17 protein-coding genes and 1 tRNA gene are annotated in these 18,632 nt (G+C 64.0%); 6 read left to right on the top strand and 12 right to left on the bottom strand.

Annotation, left to right across the window (positions count from 1 at the left end; genetic code table 11):
• The first annotated feature begins 120 nt into the window (after positions 1 to 120).
• Both NO357_RS09345 and NO357_RS09340 read left to right on the top strand, forming a co-directional pair.
• On the top strand, positions 121 to 264 hold the full coding sequence (locus NO357_RS09345) for a hypothetical protein (RefSeq protein ID WP_306735372.1): 144 nt from the start codon (positions 121 to 123) through the stop codon (positions 262 to 264).
• Between the two features lie 307 nt (positions 265 to 571).
• Positions 572 to 1,378, top strand: a complete 807-nt coding sequence (locus NO357_RS09340) for a Hint domain-containing protein (protein ID WP_306735371.1) — start codon at positions 572 to 574, stop codon at positions 1,376 to 1,378.
• Between the two features lie 3 nt (positions 1,379 to 1,381).
• On the opposite strand, the gene NO357_RS09335 is transcribed toward NO357_RS09340, so the two are convergent.
• From NO357_RS09335 to NO357_RS09280, 12 genes are all read right to left on the bottom strand, one after another.
• Positions 1,382 to 2,620 carry an efflux RND transporter periplasmic adaptor subunit gene (locus NO357_RS09335; RefSeq protein ID WP_306735370.1) on the bottom strand — a complete coding sequence of 413 codons (1,239 nt, stop codon included), beginning with the start codon at positions 2,618 to 2,620 and terminating at the stop codon, positions 1,382 to 1,384.
• A 19-nt stretch (positions 2,621 to 2,639) separates the two neighbouring features.
• A complete protein-coding gene (locus NO357_RS09330; RefSeq protein ID WP_306735368.1) occupies positions 2,640 to 5,003 on the bottom strand; it encodes an ABC transporter permease in 2,364 nt (787 codons plus the stop codon).
• Positions 5,000 to 5,725: an ABC transporter ATP-binding protein gene (locus NO357_RS09325; protein WP_306735366.1), complete on the bottom strand. Its 726-nt coding sequence runs from the start codon at positions 5,723 to 5,725 to the stop codon at positions 5,000 to 5,002. The genes NO357_RS09330 and NO357_RS09325 overlap by 4 nt, the downstream gene beginning before the upstream one ends.
• A gap of 85 nt (positions 5,726 to 5,810) precedes the next feature.
• Positions 5,811 to 6,740 carry an AEC family transporter gene (locus tag NO357_RS09320; protein WP_306735364.1) on the bottom strand — a complete coding sequence of 310 codons (930 nt, stop codon included), beginning with the start codon at positions 6,738 to 6,740 and terminating at the stop codon, positions 5,811 to 5,813.
• A 112-nt stretch (positions 6,741 to 6,852) separates the two neighbouring features.
• Positions 6,853 to 7,650, bottom strand: coding sequence for an MBL fold metallo-hydrolase (locus NO357_RS09315; RefSeq protein WP_306735363.1), 798 nt, complete (start codon positions 7,648 to 7,650; stop codon positions 6,853 to 6,855).
• Complete coding sequence (locus NO357_RS09310; RefSeq protein WP_306735362.1) at positions 7,650 to 8,456, bottom strand: TatD family hydrolase; 807 nt, start codon at positions 8,454 to 8,456, stop codon at positions 7,650 to 7,652. The genes NO357_RS09315 and NO357_RS09310 overlap by 1 nt, the downstream gene beginning before the upstream one ends.
• A 16-nt stretch (positions 8,457 to 8,472) precedes the next feature.
• Positions 8,473 to 9,600, bottom strand: a complete 1,128-nt coding sequence (locus NO357_RS09305; protein WP_306735361.1) for a DNA polymerase III subunit delta' — start codon at positions 9,598 to 9,600, stop codon at positions 8,473 to 8,475.
• Positions 9,597 to 10,223, bottom strand: coding sequence for a dTMP kinase (gene tmk / locus NO357_RS09300; protein WP_306735360.1), 627 nt, complete (start codon positions 10,221 to 10,223; stop codon positions 9,597 to 9,599). Before tmk ends, NO357_RS09305 begins: the two co-directional genes overlap by 4 nt.
• Positions 10,220 to 11,389: a D-alanyl-D-alanine carboxypeptidase family protein gene (locus NO357_RS09295; protein ID WP_306735359.1), complete on the bottom strand. Its 1,170-nt coding sequence runs from the start codon at positions 11,387 to 11,389 to the stop codon at positions 10,220 to 10,222. The genes tmk and NO357_RS09295 overlap by 4 nt, the downstream gene beginning before the upstream one ends.
• A 12-nt stretch (positions 11,390 to 11,401) precedes the next feature.
• Positions 11,402 to 12,301, bottom strand: a complete 900-nt coding sequence (locus NO357_RS09290) for an SPOR domain-containing protein (RefSeq protein ID WP_306735358.1) — start codon at positions 12,299 to 12,301, stop codon at positions 11,402 to 11,404.
• Between the two features lie 200 nt (positions 12,302 to 12,501).
• On the bottom strand, positions 12,502 to 12,948 hold the full coding sequence (locus NO357_RS09285; protein ID WP_306735357.1) for an acyl-CoA thioesterase: 447 nt from the start codon (positions 12,946 to 12,948) through the stop codon (positions 12,502 to 12,504).
• A 51-nt stretch (positions 12,949 to 12,999) separates the two neighbouring features.
• Positions 13,000 to 13,443, bottom strand: coding sequence for a DUF309 domain-containing protein (locus tag NO357_RS09280; protein WP_306735356.1), 444 nt, complete (start codon positions 13,441 to 13,443; stop codon positions 13,000 to 13,002).
• A gap of 147 nt (positions 13,444 to 13,590) precedes the next feature.
• Between NO357_RS09280 and NO357_RS09275 the strand changes: the two genes are divergently transcribed.
• The 4 genes from NO357_RS09275 to nosZ all read left to right on the top strand — a co-directional run bounded on the left by NO357_RS09275 (position 13,591) and on the right by nosZ (position 18,629).
• Positions 13,591 to 13,680, top strand: a tRNA-Ser gene (locus NO357_RS09275).
• A 379-nt stretch (positions 13,681 to 14,059) separates the two neighbouring features.
• The gene (locus NO357_RS09270; protein WP_376744363.1) at positions 14,060 to 14,530 is read left to right on the top strand and encodes a DUF2946 family protein; all 471 of its coding nucleotides are present in this window, start codon (positions 14,060 to 14,062) and stop codon (positions 14,528 to 14,530) included.
• A 44-nt stretch (positions 14,531 to 14,574) separates the two neighbouring features.
• Positions 14,575 to 16,710: a 4Fe-4S binding protein gene (locus NO357_RS09265; RefSeq protein WP_376744367.1), complete on the top strand. Its 2,136-nt coding sequence runs from the start codon at positions 14,575 to 14,577 to the stop codon at positions 16,708 to 16,710.
• A gap of 11 nt (positions 16,711 to 16,721) precedes the next feature.
• Positions 16,722 to 18,629: a TAT-dependent nitrous-oxide reductase gene (gene nosZ, locus NO357_RS09260; RefSeq protein WP_306735354.1), complete on the top strand. Its 1,908-nt coding sequence runs from the start codon at positions 16,722 to 16,724 to the stop codon at positions 18,627 to 18,629.
• Positions 18,630 to 18,632 lie beyond the last annotated feature (3 nt).

Genomic DNA, 18,632 nt, shown 5'->3' with positions numbered 1-18,632 from the left:
TCAGGTCGCCGTGAAAATCTGAGAAACTTTTCAAAAAGCCAAAACAATGCCGCAAAGCCAGTGCAGATTGTTAACCGAACATGAAACAGGCCGGACCGCCGGCAAGTCAGGAGAGCCGTGATGCAAATCAAGAAGCGCTGGATCAAAACCGTTATCGACACCGCAACCCGCGACACCACGGCCATGCCTTGGCAACGCGGCAAGCGGCGCTCTGTCTCGATGGCCCGGCGCCGGTCACAGGAGCTGAAAACGCGTTCTGCCTGAGGCGTCCAGACCGCGGATTTGACTTTTTGTCAGTACCCCGCGAGTGTGTGAGTCAGCCGGGTCGCCATCAGGCGGCCCGGCCTTTTTTTTCCCGGAGGAGCGAATCAATTTGTGGCAATTGCGGCCACATGCGTGAAACAATCCGCAACGGCATCCCGGGATTGGCACCGAGCCAGTGAAGAATGTTGATCGCTTTTTGACAATTCGACGCGATTTCCCCGATTATGACAGGGAAGACTAACCCCAGTCCTTCTGTCGTTGTCGGTGGGGGCCGGCGCGGATGTGACAAAGCTGAAAGGCTGCGCACATGGCTCCTCCCCCCAAGGCCCCGGCCGCACCGGTATGGTCCAAGCCACCGATCCCATCCGGTATCTACTCCGATCGCTACAGAACTCCGGCTCAGGCGATGCAACCCAAGCGCAAGTCTCTCATGCGCAAATACGAGGTTGCCGCGCTGACTGTTGACAACAAGGTGCATCACTCCGAGCACATCGCACCAGCGAGCCCCGATTTCGAAGGGGCATTCTCGGCCTTTGCCCGCGGTACAATGATCGCGACTCCGTCCGGGCCACGTGCGATTGAGGATATTGAACCCGGCACGTTGATCAACACCGTTGGCGGTCCGGCATTACCGGTGCTCTGGGTCGGCTCGATGACGCTGGTGCCCTCGGCCCCGATCGACCGACCGGAACAACTGCGCCTGACCCGGATCATGGCCGACACGTTCGGGCTGGCGCGGCCAATGCCCGACCTTCTGCTCGGTCATGGCGCGCGGCTCCTGCGCAGCCCGGCCGCGCTGCGTGAATACGCTATGCAGACGGATGTGCTGACCCCGGCCTGGGCCTTTGTCGACGGGTCCAGCGCCATCGCCATCACCCCGCCGGCGCCGGTTGCGCTCTATCACCTCTGCCTGCCACATCATGCGATCATCTCCGCCGCGGGCCTTGAGGTGGAAAGCTATCATCCCGGCACCATGCTACTGCGCGACATGGGGCCCAGCACGCGGGCGCTGTTCCTGTCCTTGTTTCCGCACGTAACGCGGGAAGACGGCTTCGGCCCGCTATCCTATCCCCGTGCCGCACAGAACACCCTGGAACAGCTCGACCTGGTCTGATCCTCAGCCTTCGGTCGCGCGCTGTGCGACGCGGGCGCCGTCGGTCAGCGTCGCCGACGGATAGAGCACGATCCGGTCGCCGGCCTGAAACCCGTCGGCAATCGCTGCAGTGATCCCGTTATTTGCCTTCACGGTTACCGTCCTCTGTTCCGCCCGGTCTTCGCCATTCACCGCGAAGACCGCCCAGGCGTCACTGGCACGGAACAGGCTCGAGGACGGTACAGTCAGCGCGTCCGGTTCGTCCCACACCACGATGCGGACCTCGACGCGGAACCCGTGCCCCAACCCGCGCCTTTCCTCGGCTGCACCGGTGAACCGGATCGTCACCTTGACCCGCTGCTCCTCAACCCCGAGCGCCGAATACTTGGTGAAGCCCCACGGCTCGATCCGGACAACTTCGCCTTCGAGGCTGTCGGCGCCGCCCCAATTGTCGATGATCACACGCGCGCCCTCGCGAACCTGGACCGCGTCGGTGCTCAAAAGCTCGGCAACGATTTCAAGGTCGTCCTCGACATTGCCGATTTCCATGATCGGGGTGCCCGCCGGCAGGGTGGTCTCGCTTTGCTGGTTGACCTGGAGGATCATGCCGGTGGCAGGCGCGTACAGCGGGATCGCCTCTTCCGCCTGCTCAGTGGCAGCCCGGCCGAGACCCTGATCGTCGAAGCCGATCAGCATGGCGCGCGCGTTGTTCATCTCGGCAATCCGCATCGATACAGCCGCCCGCGCGGTGTCGAGATTGGCCTGCGCCAGCCGCGCCGCGGTTTCGTCGCGCTCCAGCGCAGCGTCGCTGGCGATGCCGCTGGCATGCAGTTTACGGGTACGGCCGAGATTGCCCTCGGCCAGTTGGACATCCGCGCGCGCCTTGTTGATGTCGGCTTGCGCCACCCTCAGCGCGGCTTCGGCCGAGCTGACGCTGGCCTCGGCCTGTTCCCGGGTGCGGATATCGAGCGCCACCGGATTGGTTGGCAGCATCCGCGCCACCACGGTTTCATTGCGGGTCACCGCATCGCCTGGTTCGACCGTCACCCGGAGAAGGCGGCCCGTGATCGGGGTCGAGACAACATAGGCATTGTGGACTTGGGTACGCCCCTCCTCGTTGATCGTGACCACCATCGGCTGGCGGCTGACGACGCCGATATCGACCAGCAGCGGCCGCGGCCAGAAAGCGTAGGCAAAGACCCCCGCGAGGATAAAAAGCACCAACCCGGTAAAGACCTTGCGCGAATGTTTACGTCTTGCCATGCCTGCCGTCCCCTTCTTCTCAATCCCTCGTCTTCAGCGCCTCGATCAGATCGGTTCGGTCGATGTCGCGCTTTACCAGCCAGCCCGACAGAACCGAGGCCAGCACCACCGCCAAAACCGCCACGCCTTGGCTCGAAGGCGAAAACACCACCGGGATCTGATAGATATCAGTGCTGAAGCCCTCGACAATGAGATACGTCAACCAATAGCCCAGACCCACCCCCAGCGGCAGCGCCAACACGGTGACGATCGCCAGTTCTCCCAAAAGCACGAAGGCCGCCTCGCCGCGCGTGAAACCCATCACACGAAGGCTGGCAAGGTCGCGGGTGCGTTCGGCCAGAGCGATTCGGGCGGCGTTATAGATGATGCCGAAGGTGATGATCGCGGCCACGATGGTCATGATGTAGCGGGTGAAGCCGGGGCCTTCGTTCATCAACTTTGTCAAGGCTTGATAGGCATCGTCCTTCTGCGACACACCGGCCACCGCCGGCATGTCCTTGACCGCCTCGATCACATGCTCGGCCTCTCCGGCTTCGAGCGTCAGATAGGCACCCGAGATCCGCCCCGGTTCCTTCAGCGCCCGGTTCAGCGCCTCGATCTCCATGAAGACCGGCGCGCCAAGCAGCGTCTGCGCTATACCGATCACCGGGATCTGCAACACCGGCCGGCGGCCCTCGCGGACCTCAACCGTCACGCTGTCGCCTGGCTGGATATGCAGGATATCGGCCAAAGCCCGCCCAAGGATTAACCCGTCCTCTCGCATTTCGATCGGCCGGTGCTGGCGGTCCACCACCCGGTTCAACAACGGGTTCTGCACCCGCCCCTCGAGCGCACCGTTGTAGCTGTAAAGCCCGTTGCGAAAGATCGCCGGCACGACGCGAACCGGCTCGACGTGGCGGACCCCCGGCTGCCGCGCGAGCGAAAGGGCAGCATTTTCCGACAACGGGACGACGAAGCTCACCGCCATGTCGGACCGGTCGATTACCGAGAAGGTCAGGTCCATGGTCACTTCGAACCCTTCCATCATCGTCAGCGTCGCCACCGACAGCGCCATACCGGTCCCGACGCCGATCACCGACCCGCCGATACGGCCGGGATGGCGCGACACCCGGCGCAGAACCATGCGTGTTGGCTGGTCGAGTACCCGCTTCCAGAAGGGCGAGAACTCACCCGAGGCCGAATAGTCCGCCGGCGCCGGCGGCCGCATCGCCACCGCCGGCGTCAGCGCAAAGACCCGGCTCAGCACGAACAGGCTTCCGGCCGAGGCGGCCAGGATCGACACCAGGAACCCTGTCACGAAACTGCGGTTGTCGAGATCGAAGACCAGGAAGGGGAACTTGAAATAGAGCTGATAGAACAACGCCATACCGCGCCCCGCCGCGATCCCGCCGACCGACCCGGCCGCGGCCCCCAGAACGGCGATCAGCAGCACGAATTTCAGATAGTGGAGGCTGACCTCGACGCTGGAATAGCCAAACGCCTTAAGCAGTCCAATCTCTTCCCGCTCGGCCTGCACCATGCGCGAGATGACGATGTAAAGCAGGAAGGCCGCCACCGCGAGAAAGATGGGTGGCACCACCGTCGCACTGATCCGAAGGCCGCGGATTTCCTCGGACACAAAGCGGTTGGAGCCATGCAGCGCAACCCCGTAGGCCCCGGTCCCGCCGTATTCGTCGAGCAGCAGGTCGAGAGCATCCTCGACCGAAGCCGAATTGGCCCCGCGGTTCAAGGCCACAAGGGCCTCGTTGAACCCGCCTTTCATGTCGTAAGCGGCAGCAAGCGCCGCGCGTCGCATCCAGATCACGGCGAAACGTGCATCGTCGGGCACGATCTCACCCGGCGCGGTGGTGTAGAGGAATTCGGGGCTCTGGGCGAGACCGACGATGCGGAACTGCCGCTTGGCGCCGTTCATCGTCGCCACCAGCATATCGCCGGGTCCGAGCCCCCGTGCCTTGGCGAAGCCCTCAAGGATCATCACCTCGTCGCCATGGCCCGGGCTCGGCGCCCGCCCGGAGCTGAGGTAGAAATCGTTGAGCCGCGGCGAACCGCTGTCGGGCAGCGAGATCGCCATCGCGCGGACCGGCAATTCGTCCTTTTCCAGGTCGATCAGCGCGCTACCCGTGACCCGTGCCTCGACCGCCGCCACGCCCTCGATCTGTGCGATCCGTTCGATCATCCGGTTGGGCGCGCGGGTCACCGGGGCAAAGACCTCGGCCAGACGGTAGCGGTCGTAATAGGCCTTGCGGGTCTCATCCAAAGTGTTGACCAGCCCGCCCATCATCACCTGCATCAAGACGCCGAGACCGATCACTGCGGCAATCGCCGCCGCCTGGCCTTTCATCCGGGCCAGGTCGCGGAAGAGTTTGCGGTCGAGCGGGCTCACCACTCGATCTCCGACGGATCGAGCTTGATCTCGTTCAGCACCACGTCGCGGATCGCGCCATCGGCAAAATGCAGAACCCGGTCGGCCATCTGCGCCGTGGCCGCCGCATGAGTCACGATCAGAACGGTGGTGCCCAGCTCCTGGTTGACGTCGCGCAGTACTCTCAGCACCGCGCGGCCCGTGGTGCTGTCGAGCGCCCCTGTGGGTTCGTCGCAGAACAGCACGTTGGGCTGTTTCGCCACGGCCCGCGCAATTGCCACCCGCTGCTGCTCGCCGCCCGAAAGCTGCGCCGGGAAATGCTGCTGCCGCTCTGCCAGCCCGACAAGGCGCAACGCTTCGCCCGGCTCCATCGGGTTTTCCGAGATCTCGGTCACCAGTTCGACGTTTTCGAAAGCCGTCAGACTGGGCATCAGGTTGTAGAATTGGAAGACAAAGCCGACATGGTCGCGGCGATAGCGGGTCAGCTCGGGATCACTCATGGTGGTCAACTCACGCCCCTCGAAAGACGCAGTACCGCTGGTTGCGCGGTCGAGCCCGCCAAGGATATTCAAAAGCGTCGACTTGCCCGACCCGGACGGCCCCAACAGCACCACGATCTCGCCCTTGGGCAGGTCTAGATCCACCCCGCGCAGCGCATGCACCGCCGAATGACCCTCGCCATAGGTCTTGGTTAAACCGCGCACGGAAAAGGCATTGCGGTCGGTGGGGTCTTTCTCTGCCATCACTCCAATCCTGGCCCGCTCGCTTCTTCCCGAGTATGGGCACACCGTGCCTACCCTGCAAGCGCGCCACTGTCCTTGCGCCGGATCAAGGTATGACGTGCAACCACATCCAAACGGAGAAGACAGACAGCGCCGTTCCGAGCAGCACCGCCGAGGCGGCAACCTTCTGCGCCCGCTGATACAGCGACGCGAAGACATAGATGTTGATCCCTGGCGGCATCGCTGCGGTCAACACCGCCGAGCGGAACTCGCCCTGGCTGATGCCAAGGGACTTGCCCATCACGAACACCACCGCCGGGTGCAAGGCCAGCGCCGAGAAACAGACATAGGCGATCACCTTCATGTCACCCCGCGGACGATACCGTACCAGAACGCCGCCCATGCCAAAGAGCGCCACCGGCAACGCCGCCCGAGTCAGCAGCTCGACCGCATCCATGACCGCCAAAGGCACCGGCACCGACAGGAAATTGACCAGAAACCCGAGCCCGATCCCGATCACCAGCGCGTTGCGGAACATTGCGCGTAACACCGTCCCCGGCAGCCGCCCAAGCGACTGCCCCCGCGCCCGCACGATCTCCATCGCCGTGATCCCGAGGCCATAACAGAATGGCGCATGTACCGTGACGATGGCATAGTTGGGCTCCAGCGCGTCGGCCCCGAACGCCCGCTCGGTCAGCGGTAGACCCAGCATCAGCGAGTTGGCGAACAGGCAGCCGAAGCCGATCGCCACCGCGTCTTCCCAATCCCGTTGAAACAGGACCCGCGCCCCGAACAGCCCGAAAAAGAAGCTGACGGTCGAACCGGTATAGAAGCTGATCAGCAAGGGCGCGTTGAACGCATCGCCCACGTCGAGAAGGGCGATGGCGCGGAACAGCAGCGCGGGAAACACGAAATTCTGGCTGAACCTCATCATCCCGTCGATGTTGTCGTGGCTGAGATAGCCTTTCCAGACCGCGGCATAGCCGAAGCCAATCACCAGAAAAACCGGCAGGATGACATCGAGAAGCGCCTGCATCAGGCCACGCGCCCGCAGCTATCCGGGTCCGGCATGTCAGGCGCAGCACCGGCAGGGGATTTCCAAGGGCAATCTGCCGGGAGAGAGCCGGACGAAGACGATCCGGACAGGTTCATGCCGGGAAACTCAGCACCATCCCGTCATGGGCCGGGGTGACGTGATCGGGGGTTTCGCGGTTGACCGTCTCGTAATCGAGATCGATATGCATGTTGGTAAGCACCGCGCGTTTCGGCGCGGCCCGTTCGATCCACTCCAGCGACTGTGCCAGGTGCGAATGCGTCGGGTGCGGATCGCGCCGCAGCGCATCCAGCACCCAGCAGTCGCAGCCCGTCACCGCAGCCCAGGCCTCGTCGGTCATCTTGGCGACATCCGGCAGATAGGCGAGCCCGCCGATCCGGAACCCCAGCGCGTCGATCGAGCCATGGTTGACCTTGAAGGGCGACAGCGTAACAGTGCCGCCGGCGCCCGCGATAGCCACGTCGTCGCGGATCGTGTGCATGTCGAGGATCGGCGGATAGGGGCTGTCCTCGGGCTGGACGAAGGCATAACCGAAGCGGGAATAGAGATCGTTCTGGGTGTCACCATCGGCCCAGACATCAAGCCGCCGGCGCATGTTGAAGACGATCATCCGAAGATCGTCGAGTCCGTGCACGTGATCGGCATGGCTATGGGTCCAGACCACGCCGTCCAGTTCGCCCACACCGGCGTCAAGCAGCTGCTGGCGCAGGTCGGGTGACGTGTCGATCAGCACCCGGGTGACGTTGCCACCGTCAATCCGTTCGACCAGCAATGAACAGCGCTGGCGACGATTGCGCGGGTTCTCCGGGTCGCATTGCCCCCAATGCCCACCGAGACGCGGCACCCCCCCGGACGAGCCGCAGCCAAGGATGGTAAAGCGCAACTCCGCCATCACGCCGCCGCCTCGTAACGTGCCACTTTCCAGAAAAGCCGTTCGAAATTTGCCTCTGTCTGCGCAGCGAAGGCTGCATAGTCCATACCGAAAACCTCGGCCCCGACCCGGGCGGTATGCACCGTGTAGGCCGGCTCGTTGCGCTTGCCGCGATGTGGCGGCGGGGCGAGGTAGGGGCTGTCGGTTTCGACAAGCACGCGTTCGACCGGGGCCGAGGCAAAGATGTCGCGCACCTCCTGGCTCTTGGGGAAAGCCGCAATGCCAGACATCGACAGGTAAAACCCCAGATCGAGCGCAACCCGCGCCAGCTCTGGCCCCGAAGAATAACAATGCATCACGCAGGAAAAAACGCCGTTGCGATGCTCTTCGCTGAGGATCCACGCCATGTCCTCGTCCGCCGCGCGGGCATGGATGATCAGCGGCAGACCGGTGTCCTGCGCTGCCGCGATATGGATACGCAATGACTCTTGTTGCACTTCGGCGCTGTCGGCGGTGTAGTGATAGTCGAGCCCGGTCTCGCCGATACCGACAAATTTCGGGTGCGCAGCCAGGCCGACCAGTTCGTCAACTGTTGCCAGCGGCTCCTCGGCGGCACTCATCGGATGGGTGCCGGCGGCATAGAACACCGCCTCATGCGACTCGGCGATCGCCCGCACATCGGGTTCGTTTTTCAGCCGCGTGCAGATCGTCACCATCCGGCCAACACCGGCCCGCTGCGCCCGCGCCACGACCTCGTCAAGCTCATCCCCGAAGTCTGGGAAATCGAGATGGCAATGGCTGTCAGTGATGTGCGGCGTTTCGGTCATTGGTCCTTCTCGGGCCTCAGCCCGCGGCGCAGTCTCGGATCTTCAACAGCGTATCAAGGATCAGCGCGGCAGGGTCAAGGTTGACCGCCCGTCCATGCCGCATCCGCTGACCCAGCGCTTCGGCCAGCTCGGCCCAGACCTGCGACGCTCGCGCATCGGGCGCCAGTCGGGCAAACAGTGCCGCCTCGCCCGGGGCCCCCTCGCGCGGGTCGTTGTGGCCGGCCGCTCCGCTGCGCGCCAGCCGCGCCAGGAACAGCTCGATAAGTGCGATCAACAAGTCGAGCTTGGCTTCGGCCCCCCGCGTCGCCGCCGCCTCGGCCAGTTTCAAAGCGCGGCTCCGGTCCATCCTGGGCAGGTCGCCGAACAGACCCACCAGTTCGGCATAGATCTCCAGCCCACCGAGATTGATCAGCCGCACCGCCTCACCAACCGACCCGCCCGAGAGCGCCGCCAGCGCCTCCTCCTGGCCCGGCTCGGGGACGATCCCGACCTGAGCCAGCGCTTCGGCCATGTCGGTTGGTGCAAGAGGCGTCAGCCGCAGCACCCGGCAGCGCGAACGGATCGTTGGCAGCAACCGGGAGGGCTGATGCGAAACCAGTAGCATCGTGGTCTTTGCGGGCGGTTCCTCGAGCATCTTCAACAGCGCGTTGGAAGCCTGCGGGTTCATCTCGTCGGCGGCATCGACGATCACCACCCTCCACCCGCCCTCGGCCGCCGAGAGGCTGAGAAACGGCGTCAACTGGCGGATATCATCGACCGAAATAACGTCACGCAGTCGCCCCGTATTGGGATTGGGCGTGCGCCTGATCAGTTTCAGCCCGGGCTCCGAGCCGGCCATGATCCGCCGCGCGACCGGGTGGTCTGGATCAATTTCCAGCGAACTCGGCACCGGCGGCGTGTCTTCGAACAGCCCGCCCTCTTCGCCCTCGGGCGTGGCCAGCAGAAAACGGGCGATTTCCCAGGCTAGCGTCGCCTTGCCGACACCGCGCGGGCCGGTCAGGAGCCAGGCATGGTGCAATCTCCCGGACTTGTAAGCCTCGAGGAACGCCGCCCGCGCGGCCCCCTGCCCGATCAGCCGCCGGGTTTCGCGCGGATGCGGCGCCCCCTCGATCCTGTCGGGCTCGGGAGGAGCCTCCCCGTTCATGCCAGGTGCTCCAGTACCAACGCGGCGACATCCTCGGCCACCGCCTCGATCGCGCGGCCGGCATCTATGACGCGGAAGCGGTCGGAAAACTCCGCGGCCAGATCAAGAAAACCCTGCCGCATCTTCGCCTGCATCCCGGCGCCGAAATCCTCGAACCGTTCTTCGGCGGTCCCGCGGCCCTTGGCCCGGGCATGACCCAGATCCGGATCCATGTCAAAGAGCAGCGTCAAGTCCGCCTCGATCCCGATCATCAGCCTGTGCAAGGCATCGACCTTTGCGCGCAGATCGCCGCGCGACAGGCCTTGGTACATCCTGGTGCTGTCCACGAAGCGGTCGCAGATCACCACCTTGCCCGCGTCAAGCGCCGGGCGGATCGTGCGTTCCAGGTGATCGCGCCGCGCGGCAGTGAACAACAGCAGCTCGGTCTCGGCCGACCAGCGGTCGGGGTCGCCCTCCAGCACCAGCGCGCGGATTTCCTCGGCCCCGGGCGAGCCGCCGGGCTCGCGCGTCAGCGTCACGTCATGCCCGTGCGCCTCAAGCGCCCCGGCCAACAACCGGGCCTGTGTGGATTTGCCGGACCCGTCGATACCCTCCAGCGTGATAAATCGCCCACCGTGGCTCAAGACGCGCCCTCGGGGCCTTCGTTCAGACGTTTCAGCAGGATGCCCGACACGGTCTTCATTCTCACCATGAAACCGCCACGACCGACATCGGATGCTGCCACCAGCGGCACGCGCAGCTCCTCCAGGCCGTCGGGTTTGAGGATCAACTCGGCCAGCGGCGCCCCCTGGCGAATCGGGGCATTGACCGGGTTGTCATAGATCAGCTCGGCCTCGACCTTGCCGCCGGCGGTCAGCGGTACCAGCGTGCTGACGTCCTCGGCGGTCACCAGCCCAACCGTAGGGGCATCGCCCATCCAGACATCGGCCTCGGCCAGTACCTTGCCTTTCTCGATCACGGTTTTCTGCGCGAACTGGCGAAAGGCCCAGTTGACGATCGCCTCGGCCTCGCGAGCCCTCGCCTGTGCTGTCGACAAGCCGGAGACCACGAAGATCACCCGCCGCCCGTTCTGGACCGCCGAGCCGACGAGGCCGTAACCGGCCTCTTGGGTGTGGCCGGTCTTGAGCCCGTCGGCGCCGATCGCCAGCCCCAGGAGCGGGTTACGGTTATAGCGGTTCTGCGACTCGTTTTCGTCGAACAGGAACTCCTTCTCGGCGAACATCGGATAGAAGTCCGGGAAATCGGTGATGATGCGGTTGGCCAGAAGCGCCAGATCGCGCATGCTCATCCGGTGGCCATCGGCGGGCCAGCCGTTGGAATTGACGAAGGTCGAGTTGGTCATGCCCAGTTGCCGTGCCCGCTGGGTCATGAACCGGGCAAACCCCAACTCGGTACCGTCCGGGCTGAGCGCTTCGGCGATCACGGCGCAGGCATCATTGCCCGAAAGCACGATGATGCCGCGCAACAGGTCCTCGACGCTGACCCGCTCTCCGGCCTTCAGAAACAGGGTCGAACCGCCGTAATTCATCGCGTGCTGCGACACCGGCAGCTTCTCTGACACCGACAGCCGCCCATCGCGGATCGCTTCGAAGGCGACATAGAGCGTCATGAGCTTTGACATCGAAGCCGGCGGCAGCGGCGTGTCGGCATTCTTGGCCAGCAGCACCGTGCCGGTGTTGTAATCCACCACATAAGCCGCGCGGGCCTGGGTTTCGAAGGCATGGGCTGGCAGTGACAGAAAAACTGCGGCAACAAGGCCGGTGATCATCCGGGCGAGCAGGTTTGGCATCTCGACTCAGGTTCAGTTTGTTACGAAATATGCGTCAGTAAAGCCCGATGCTTTGATCTTTTTCAACAGTTCGGCCCGTTCCGCGCTGGTATTCGCCGGACCGACCAGCACACGCCAGAACGGTTTGTCCTTGATCGACTGCTTCTTGACCGTTGGGATCATGCCGGCCTGACGCATCGCCGTGGCCGTGTTGTTGGCATTCTTCTCGACACTGAAGATACCGATCTGGATGTAAGGCTTCTCCAGCCCCGATTTCTTCGGCTTCGGCTTGGGTTTCGGCGCGGGTGCTGCCGCCGCCTCAACCGGTTTGACTGCGCCTTCGGCACTTTCGATCGCCGCCGCCGCGCCGGCAATCGGATCCAACGGCGTCGCTGCAACCTCGGACGGCACGTCCAGCGCGGTTTCAGTCATGACCTCGTCTTGCGGCGGTTCCTCGACCACTTCTTCGCGCCGCAGCGCGGTGACGTTGAGCTTCATCGGTTGGCCAGCCAGCATGCCGAGCGCCTCTGCGGCATCCGACGATACCTGCAGACGCGGCCCCGGGTTTTCCCGTTCGCGCCGGAACAGTGCGCCGACCACGAACTTGTTGTTGGCCTCGTTCCGGATAAGCACCCGCTCGGGGTCCTTGACGTCGGGATGCGCGACCCAGACGCCGCCCAGCGACGGCCGGCCGTCCCACAGGCCGGCTTCGGTCACCTGGAAGACCTCCGGCGCCTCGACATCGCGCTCGGTCGTCTTGCCCGACCGCGCCGAGCTGGCCTCGCCCTGCTCGCTTTCAGCATCCGGCTTCGTCTGGAACAGATCGAAGTTCACGCCATCCTCGCAGGCGGCAAGCGATGCCACCAGACCGAAAGCGAGCACACCCCGTCCGACCCTTTCCAAGGTTATCCTGTTGCTGCCCACGAAACCCATGCCCGATCCTCTGCCCTTTTGCGCCCCGGTTCTCCCGGATGTTGATTGCGCCTGACCTCATGCCTTCGACCCGACAAAATCGGCCCGACCACAGGCGCAGTTTAGCGCCGCTTCCCTTTCATGGAAAGTCCGCGTCGCGCCGTCGGCGAATTTTCGACGAAATACCGCGCCGATCTTCCCGCCGGACGACAGGTTTTCGCTTATTCGGCAGGAACTTCCACGATCTGCGCCTCGACCACGGCACGGATATCGGGTGGGGCCGGCTGCGGGCGGAACGCATCGGCGACGATGAAGACGCAGACGAAACTGCCCTCGAAGCACTGCGTGCCATCCTGCCAGCCCTCGACCCGGAAGGTGATGGAGGAGTTGCCCAGCCGGGTTGGACCGACCTTGCAGATCAGCCGGTGGCGCGGTGTGATCGGGGCGCGGAAATCAAGGCTCATGTGAACGAACGGCGTGCCGACGTTGCGGTCCAGCTCCATCTGGTACCAGCCGTCGCCGCCCAGGTGCGCCTCCCACCACGCATTGATGGCATCAAGTGCCCACCATGGGATTCGCGCTGTATAGGCAATCTTGGCAGGATCGCAATCGCCCCAGCTCACGCGGACTTCATGCTCAAAGGCCGGCCGCCCGGATTTCGTCTGCATCGCTCCACCCTTCTGCTGCGCCGGCGCGTATGGCGGCCGCCGCCCGCCCCGTCAAGTCCATCCGGCTTCGATCTCGTCGATCCGGCGCGCCAAGTCCTCGAGCCGCAGTCCCATGATGTCCTCCCGCCCGCCGCTGCCGCACTCTGCAAGCAGATCACGCACGATCTCGGCCAGCCGCGCCACCGCGCCGGGCCGCCCCATCCGCGCCTTGAGCCCGGCATTGGCGATCTGAATGAGCGCCTGTACAAGGCGCCGCTCGGGCGAATTCTGCGGCAGCACCGCCCAGACGGCTTCCAGCAGTTCGTGTGCCTCCCAGAAATAGCCGGCATCGAGCCAGGCACAGCCCAGCGTCCACGCCTCGCAATCTACCAGCCGGGCCGGGTCGCCGCCGCGGTCCACCGTGGCACAGATCGCCGCGAAGCGACCCGACGAGTGGCGCGGGGTCCGGCCCGGCACGTAGGCGTGATCCGGTAGGGGGACGGCCGACCGTGGCATCAGCCTTCCGCCCCCCCACCCACGTTGCCGTTACGCACGATTTCCATGGCCTTGTCCCTACAGCGTACGCACCGCATGTCAATTCGCGCTATGGCTCGAAACTGCATCTTTCAGAATCGCGCCGGCTTGTTTACCCACGGTCTGGCCGGAGGAGTGGCAGAGTGGTCGAATGCACCGGTCTTGAAAACCGGCGAAGGTTCACGCCTTCCGTGGGTTCGAATCCCACCTCCTCCGCCAATGGACTTGCGTGACTTGCCGGTCTTCTATGCCAATCTGCGGAGCCGCAACGCGGTGGCGGCGAAGGCGCTGATGTTCATCTGTCTCGGCGGGGCTGGGCCAGATGCTGCGACGCGGAGGCACTGGTGCAGCTTACGAAAAAGCAGCCTCACTGGTAGGACAGCAGCGCGGCGCCCACGCTTCCTGCTTTCGTCAAACGCGCTGTCCATGCCGCACGTAGCTTGACATTCGACTGTGTCACCGCCAGAGCCCGGACCACCTGAAAACGGCGGGCCGAAAGCAAAGAACGCGGAAGCGCCGCGTGCCTTGCTTAAAGTCAAGGCGGCGCAGGAATCGGCAGACTATGCAGAGGCTGTTCCAGTCGGCATAGGCACAAGAAATGCGGTCCCGCAGCACGAACACGTTTTTCAAAACCAGAGATTGGCAATGCCGGTTTGCTGCGGTTCTTGCCATGCTGGCGCTTGTTATCTCGCAGTCCGTGCCGTTGGCGGCGCAAGAGCGGAACAGCGGCGTATGGATTGAAATCTGTTCCGAATTCGGCCCGGTCATGAAAAAGGTCGACCTGTCGGGCGACGAGGATGCCGACGAGGGCGAGTGTCCGGCCTGCGCCACTTGCCCGTTCTGTGCCCTTCCCGAAATTGAAGCCTTCACGGCTGCTGAGGCGTCACCGACGCGCGCTCAGGCCGCGCGAGAGCGCGCGGTCCACGGTGCCCAGACGCTGATTGCGAACCCGGCGCAATTCTGGCCCGACAACCGCGGCCCGCCTTTCGCGCAACCCATGCAACGACACGGCATGCATGACGTTGCCAAGGCTCCTGTTTTCTATTTCGCAGGGGGACCTTGGACATGAAGCGTCTGATACGTGCATGGCTCATCCTGGCCGGGCTTGTGCTGATGGTATCGACCATGCAGCCAGCCAGAGCCGACACCCTGGCCAGTTTTCTCCAAGACCTTTCGCCCTCCGACCTTGCCCCCGGCGCAGACGGGTTTGGCCCGGTGCGCGACGACATCAAGGTGGCGGCGGTGCGCCGTGGTGGCGACACCATCGCCTGGGCCTTCCTGACCTCGGATTTCGTCGGCACGACGGGGTATTCCGGCAAGCCGATCCATGTGGTCGCCGCGATCGACAACGACGCGGTTCTGACCGGCGTGAAATTGGTCAAGCATTCCGAGCCCATTGTCCTGATCGGCATACCGAACTCGAAAATGGTCAAGCTGACAGAGGGCTATGCCGGGCTCGATCTCAAGGCCGAGGCGGCGGCTGGCGGCGATGCGCATGACCTGGATATCATATCAGGTGCCACCGTCACCATCATGGTGATCGACGACAGCCTGGTTCGCGGCGGCATCAAGGTGGCCCGGGCCCTGGGGCTGGGCGGGCTTGCGCCGCAACAGGCGGCGGGACCGAAGCGGGAAATCGACATGACCCGCGACCGCGTCGCGGACTGGGCGACACTGTCGGGTGACGGTTCGGTGCGGCGCCTGACGCTGGATATCGGCCAGATCAATGCCGCGTTCGAAGCAACCGGCGACGCGCGCGCGATCAAACGACCTGAGACGGGCGATCCCGGGGACACGTTCATCGACATGCACCTGGCGTTGGTTTCGGTGCCGTCCATCGGCAGGTCGCTGCTGGGCGAGGCCGAATACGCCAATCTCGTCAACTGGCTGGAGCCCGGCGAGCAGGCGATCCTGGTGCTGGGGCGCGGAGCCTATTCGTTCAAAGGGTCGGGCTATGTCCGCGGCGGCATCTTCGATCGCATCCAACTGATCCAGGGCGACCGTTCGGTGCGGTTCTTCGACCGGCAACAGCGGCGGTTGGGGGCGCTGGCGACCCCGGACAGCCCGAGTTTCGTGGAACTCGATCTGTTCAAGATCCCCGCGGATGCCGAATTCGACCCGGCCGCTCCGTTCCGACTGCAGCTTCTGGCGCAGCGCGCCGTGGGCGCGGTGGAAAAGACCTTTCTGACCTTCGATCTGGGCTACAGCCTGCCCGAACACTATCTGGTGCCGGTTTCGGCGCCGGCAGTGCTCGACAGCGCCGCCGACGAAGCCGCCGCCAAGGCGGCGCTGTGGCAACGTATCTGGAAGGACCGGACCGTCGAGATCGGCATTCTGGTTGGCATGCTGCTGTTGTTGACCGGCGTGTTCTTCTTCCAGTTCCAGGCCACTGTGCGGCCCGCGGCCTTCATGCGCTTCCGGATGATCTTTCTGGCGTTTTCGCTGGTGTTTCTGGGCTGGTACACCAACGCGCAGCTGAGCGTGGTGAACCTTATGGCGCTGGCGGGCAGCCTGCGCTCGGGCTTTACCTGGGACGCGTTCCTGATGGACCCGCTGGTGTTCATCCAGTGGTTTGCCATTGCCGCGGCGCTGCTGTTCTGGGGGCGCGGCGCCTATTGCGGCTGGCTGTGCCCGTTCGGAGCCTTGCAGGAGCTGACCAACCGGATCTCGCGCCGGCTGTTCAGAATCCCGCAATGGACCCTGCCATGGGGGCTGCACGAACGGCTGTGGCCGGTGAAATACATGATCTTCCTCGGCCTTTTCGGGCTTTCGATGGTGTCGGTCCCGATGGCCGAAACCTATGCCGAGATCGAGCCGTTCAAGACCGCGATCATCCTGAAATTCGTCCGCGACTGGCCGTTCGTGGTCTTTGCGGTGGCCCTTCTGGTTGCCGGGCTGTTCGTCGAGCGGTTCTATTGCCGCTATCTCTGCCCGCTGGGCGCGGCGTTGGCGATCCCGGCACGGATCCGCATGTTCGACTGGCTGCGCCGCTACAAAGAATGCGGCAGCCCGTGCCAGACTTGCGGCAACGAATGCCCGGTTCAGGCGATCCACCCCACGGGCGAGATCAATCCGAACGAATGTGTGAACTGCCTGCATTGCCAGGTTCTCTATCAATCCGAGGAAAAATGCCCCGTCGTCATGCGCGTTCTGAAACGGCGCGCCAAAGTCGGCGAAGCAAATCTCCAAGCCAAACTCGGACCACCGCCGGCGGATCATCCAAACGCCACCGGCAAAACCGCTTCCTAAAGGAGGAAACCATGACGGAAGAAATCAAAACCCCCAAGGTCACGCGCCGCGGCGTGCTGGGCGCAACGGCAACCGGTGCCGTTCTGGCCGGAACCGGCATTGGCGCCACGCTGATGACTGCGAAAGAGGCAAGTGCCGCTGCCAAGGCCAATCTCGAGCCGGGTGAGCTGGACGAGTATTACGGCTTCTGGTCCTCGGGCCAGACGGGCGAATTGAGAATCCTGGGCGTGCCGTCGATGCGCGAACTGATGCGGGTGCCGGTGTTCAACCGCTGCTCGGCAACGGGATGGGGCCAGACCAACGAGTCCCTGAAAGTGCTGACCGAGGGGCTGTTGCCGGAAACCAAGGCCTATCTCGCCGCCAACGGCAAGGTCACCTATGACAACGGCGATTTGCACCACCCGCACATGTCGTTCACCGACGGCACCTATGACGGGCGCTTCCTGTTCATGAACGACAAGGCCAACACAAGGGTGGCGCGGGTGCGCTGCGACGTGATGAAATGCGACAAGATCATCGAGATCCCCAATGCGCATGACATCCACGGGCTGCGGCCGCAAAAGTTCCCGCGCACCGGCTATGTCTTCGCCAATGGCGAACACGAGGCGCCGCTGGTCAATGACGGCCAGATCCTGGATGAGCCCGACAAATACGTGAATATCTTCACAGCGATCGACGGCGACACGATGGAAATCGCCTGGCAGGTGATCGTGTCGGGCAACCTCGACAACACCGACTGCGACTACCAGGGCAAATACGCCTTCTCGACCTCGTACAACTCGGAAATGGGTATGAACCTGGCCGAGATGACCGAGGCCGAGATGGACCATGTCGTGGTCTTCAACCTCAAGGAAATCGAGGCCGGCATCGCGGCGGGCGATTTCCAGGAGCTGAACGGCGTCAAGGTGGTCGACGGGCGCAAGGGTCAGAACAAGAACTATACCCGCTACATCCCGATCCCGAACAGCCCGCACGGCTGCAACGCGGCACCGGACAAGCAGCACATCATGATCAACGGCAAGCTCAGCCCGACCGTGTCGGTGATCGACGTGACCAAGCTGGATGCGCTGTTTGCCGAAAACGCCGACGAACGGTCCTGCATCGTGGCCGAGCCGGAACTGGGGCTTGGGCCGCTTCACACCGCCTTCGACGGCAAGGGCAACGCTTTTACCACGCTGTTCCTGGACAGCCAGGTGGTGAAGTGGAACATCGCGGACGCCATCGCCGCCTTTGGCGGGGCCGATGTCGACCCGATCAAGGACAAGGTCGATGTCCACTATCAGCCGGGCCACAACTCGACCTCGATGGGGGAAACCGCCGAGGCCGACGGCAAGTGGTTGATTTCGATGAACAAGTTCTCGAAAGACCGGTTCCTGAACGTGGGGCCGCTGAAGCCGGAAAACGAGCAGCTGATCGACATTTCGGGCGACAAGATGAAGGTGGTGCATGACGGGCCGACCTTTGCCGAGCCGCACGATTCGATCGTCGTGCACCGGTCCAAGGTGAACCCGGTCAACGTCTGGAACCGCGACGACCCGATGTGGGAAGACGCCCGCCAGCAGGCGGCCGCCGACGGCGTGGCGCTGGAAGACGGCGCCGACGAGCCGATCCGCGACGGCAACAAGGTGCGGGTCTACATGACCTCGGTGGCGCCGACCTTCAGCCTTGAGAAGTTCACGGTCAAACAGGGCGACGAGGTGACGATCTATGTCACCAACCTCGACGATGTCGACGACGTGACGCACGGGCTGTGCATGGCCAATTTCGGCATCGCGATGGAAATCGCGCCGCAGGCGACCGCCTCGGTCACGTTCATCGCCGACCGTCCGGGCGTGCACTGGTTCTATTGCCAGTGGTTCTGCCACGCGCTGCACATGGAGATGCGCGGCCGGATGTTCGTCGAACCGCGGGCGTCGTAAGCG

It is taken from the genome of Marimonas arenosa (assembly GCF_030848945.1).
GTDB classification, from domain to species: domain Bacteria; phylum Pseudomonadota; class Alphaproteobacteria; order Rhodobacterales; family Rhodobacteraceae; genus Marimonas; species Marimonas arenosa.
The sequence above is the reverse complement of the archived record's forward strand: the minus strand, read 5'-3'. Positions and strand labels throughout refer to the sequence as shown.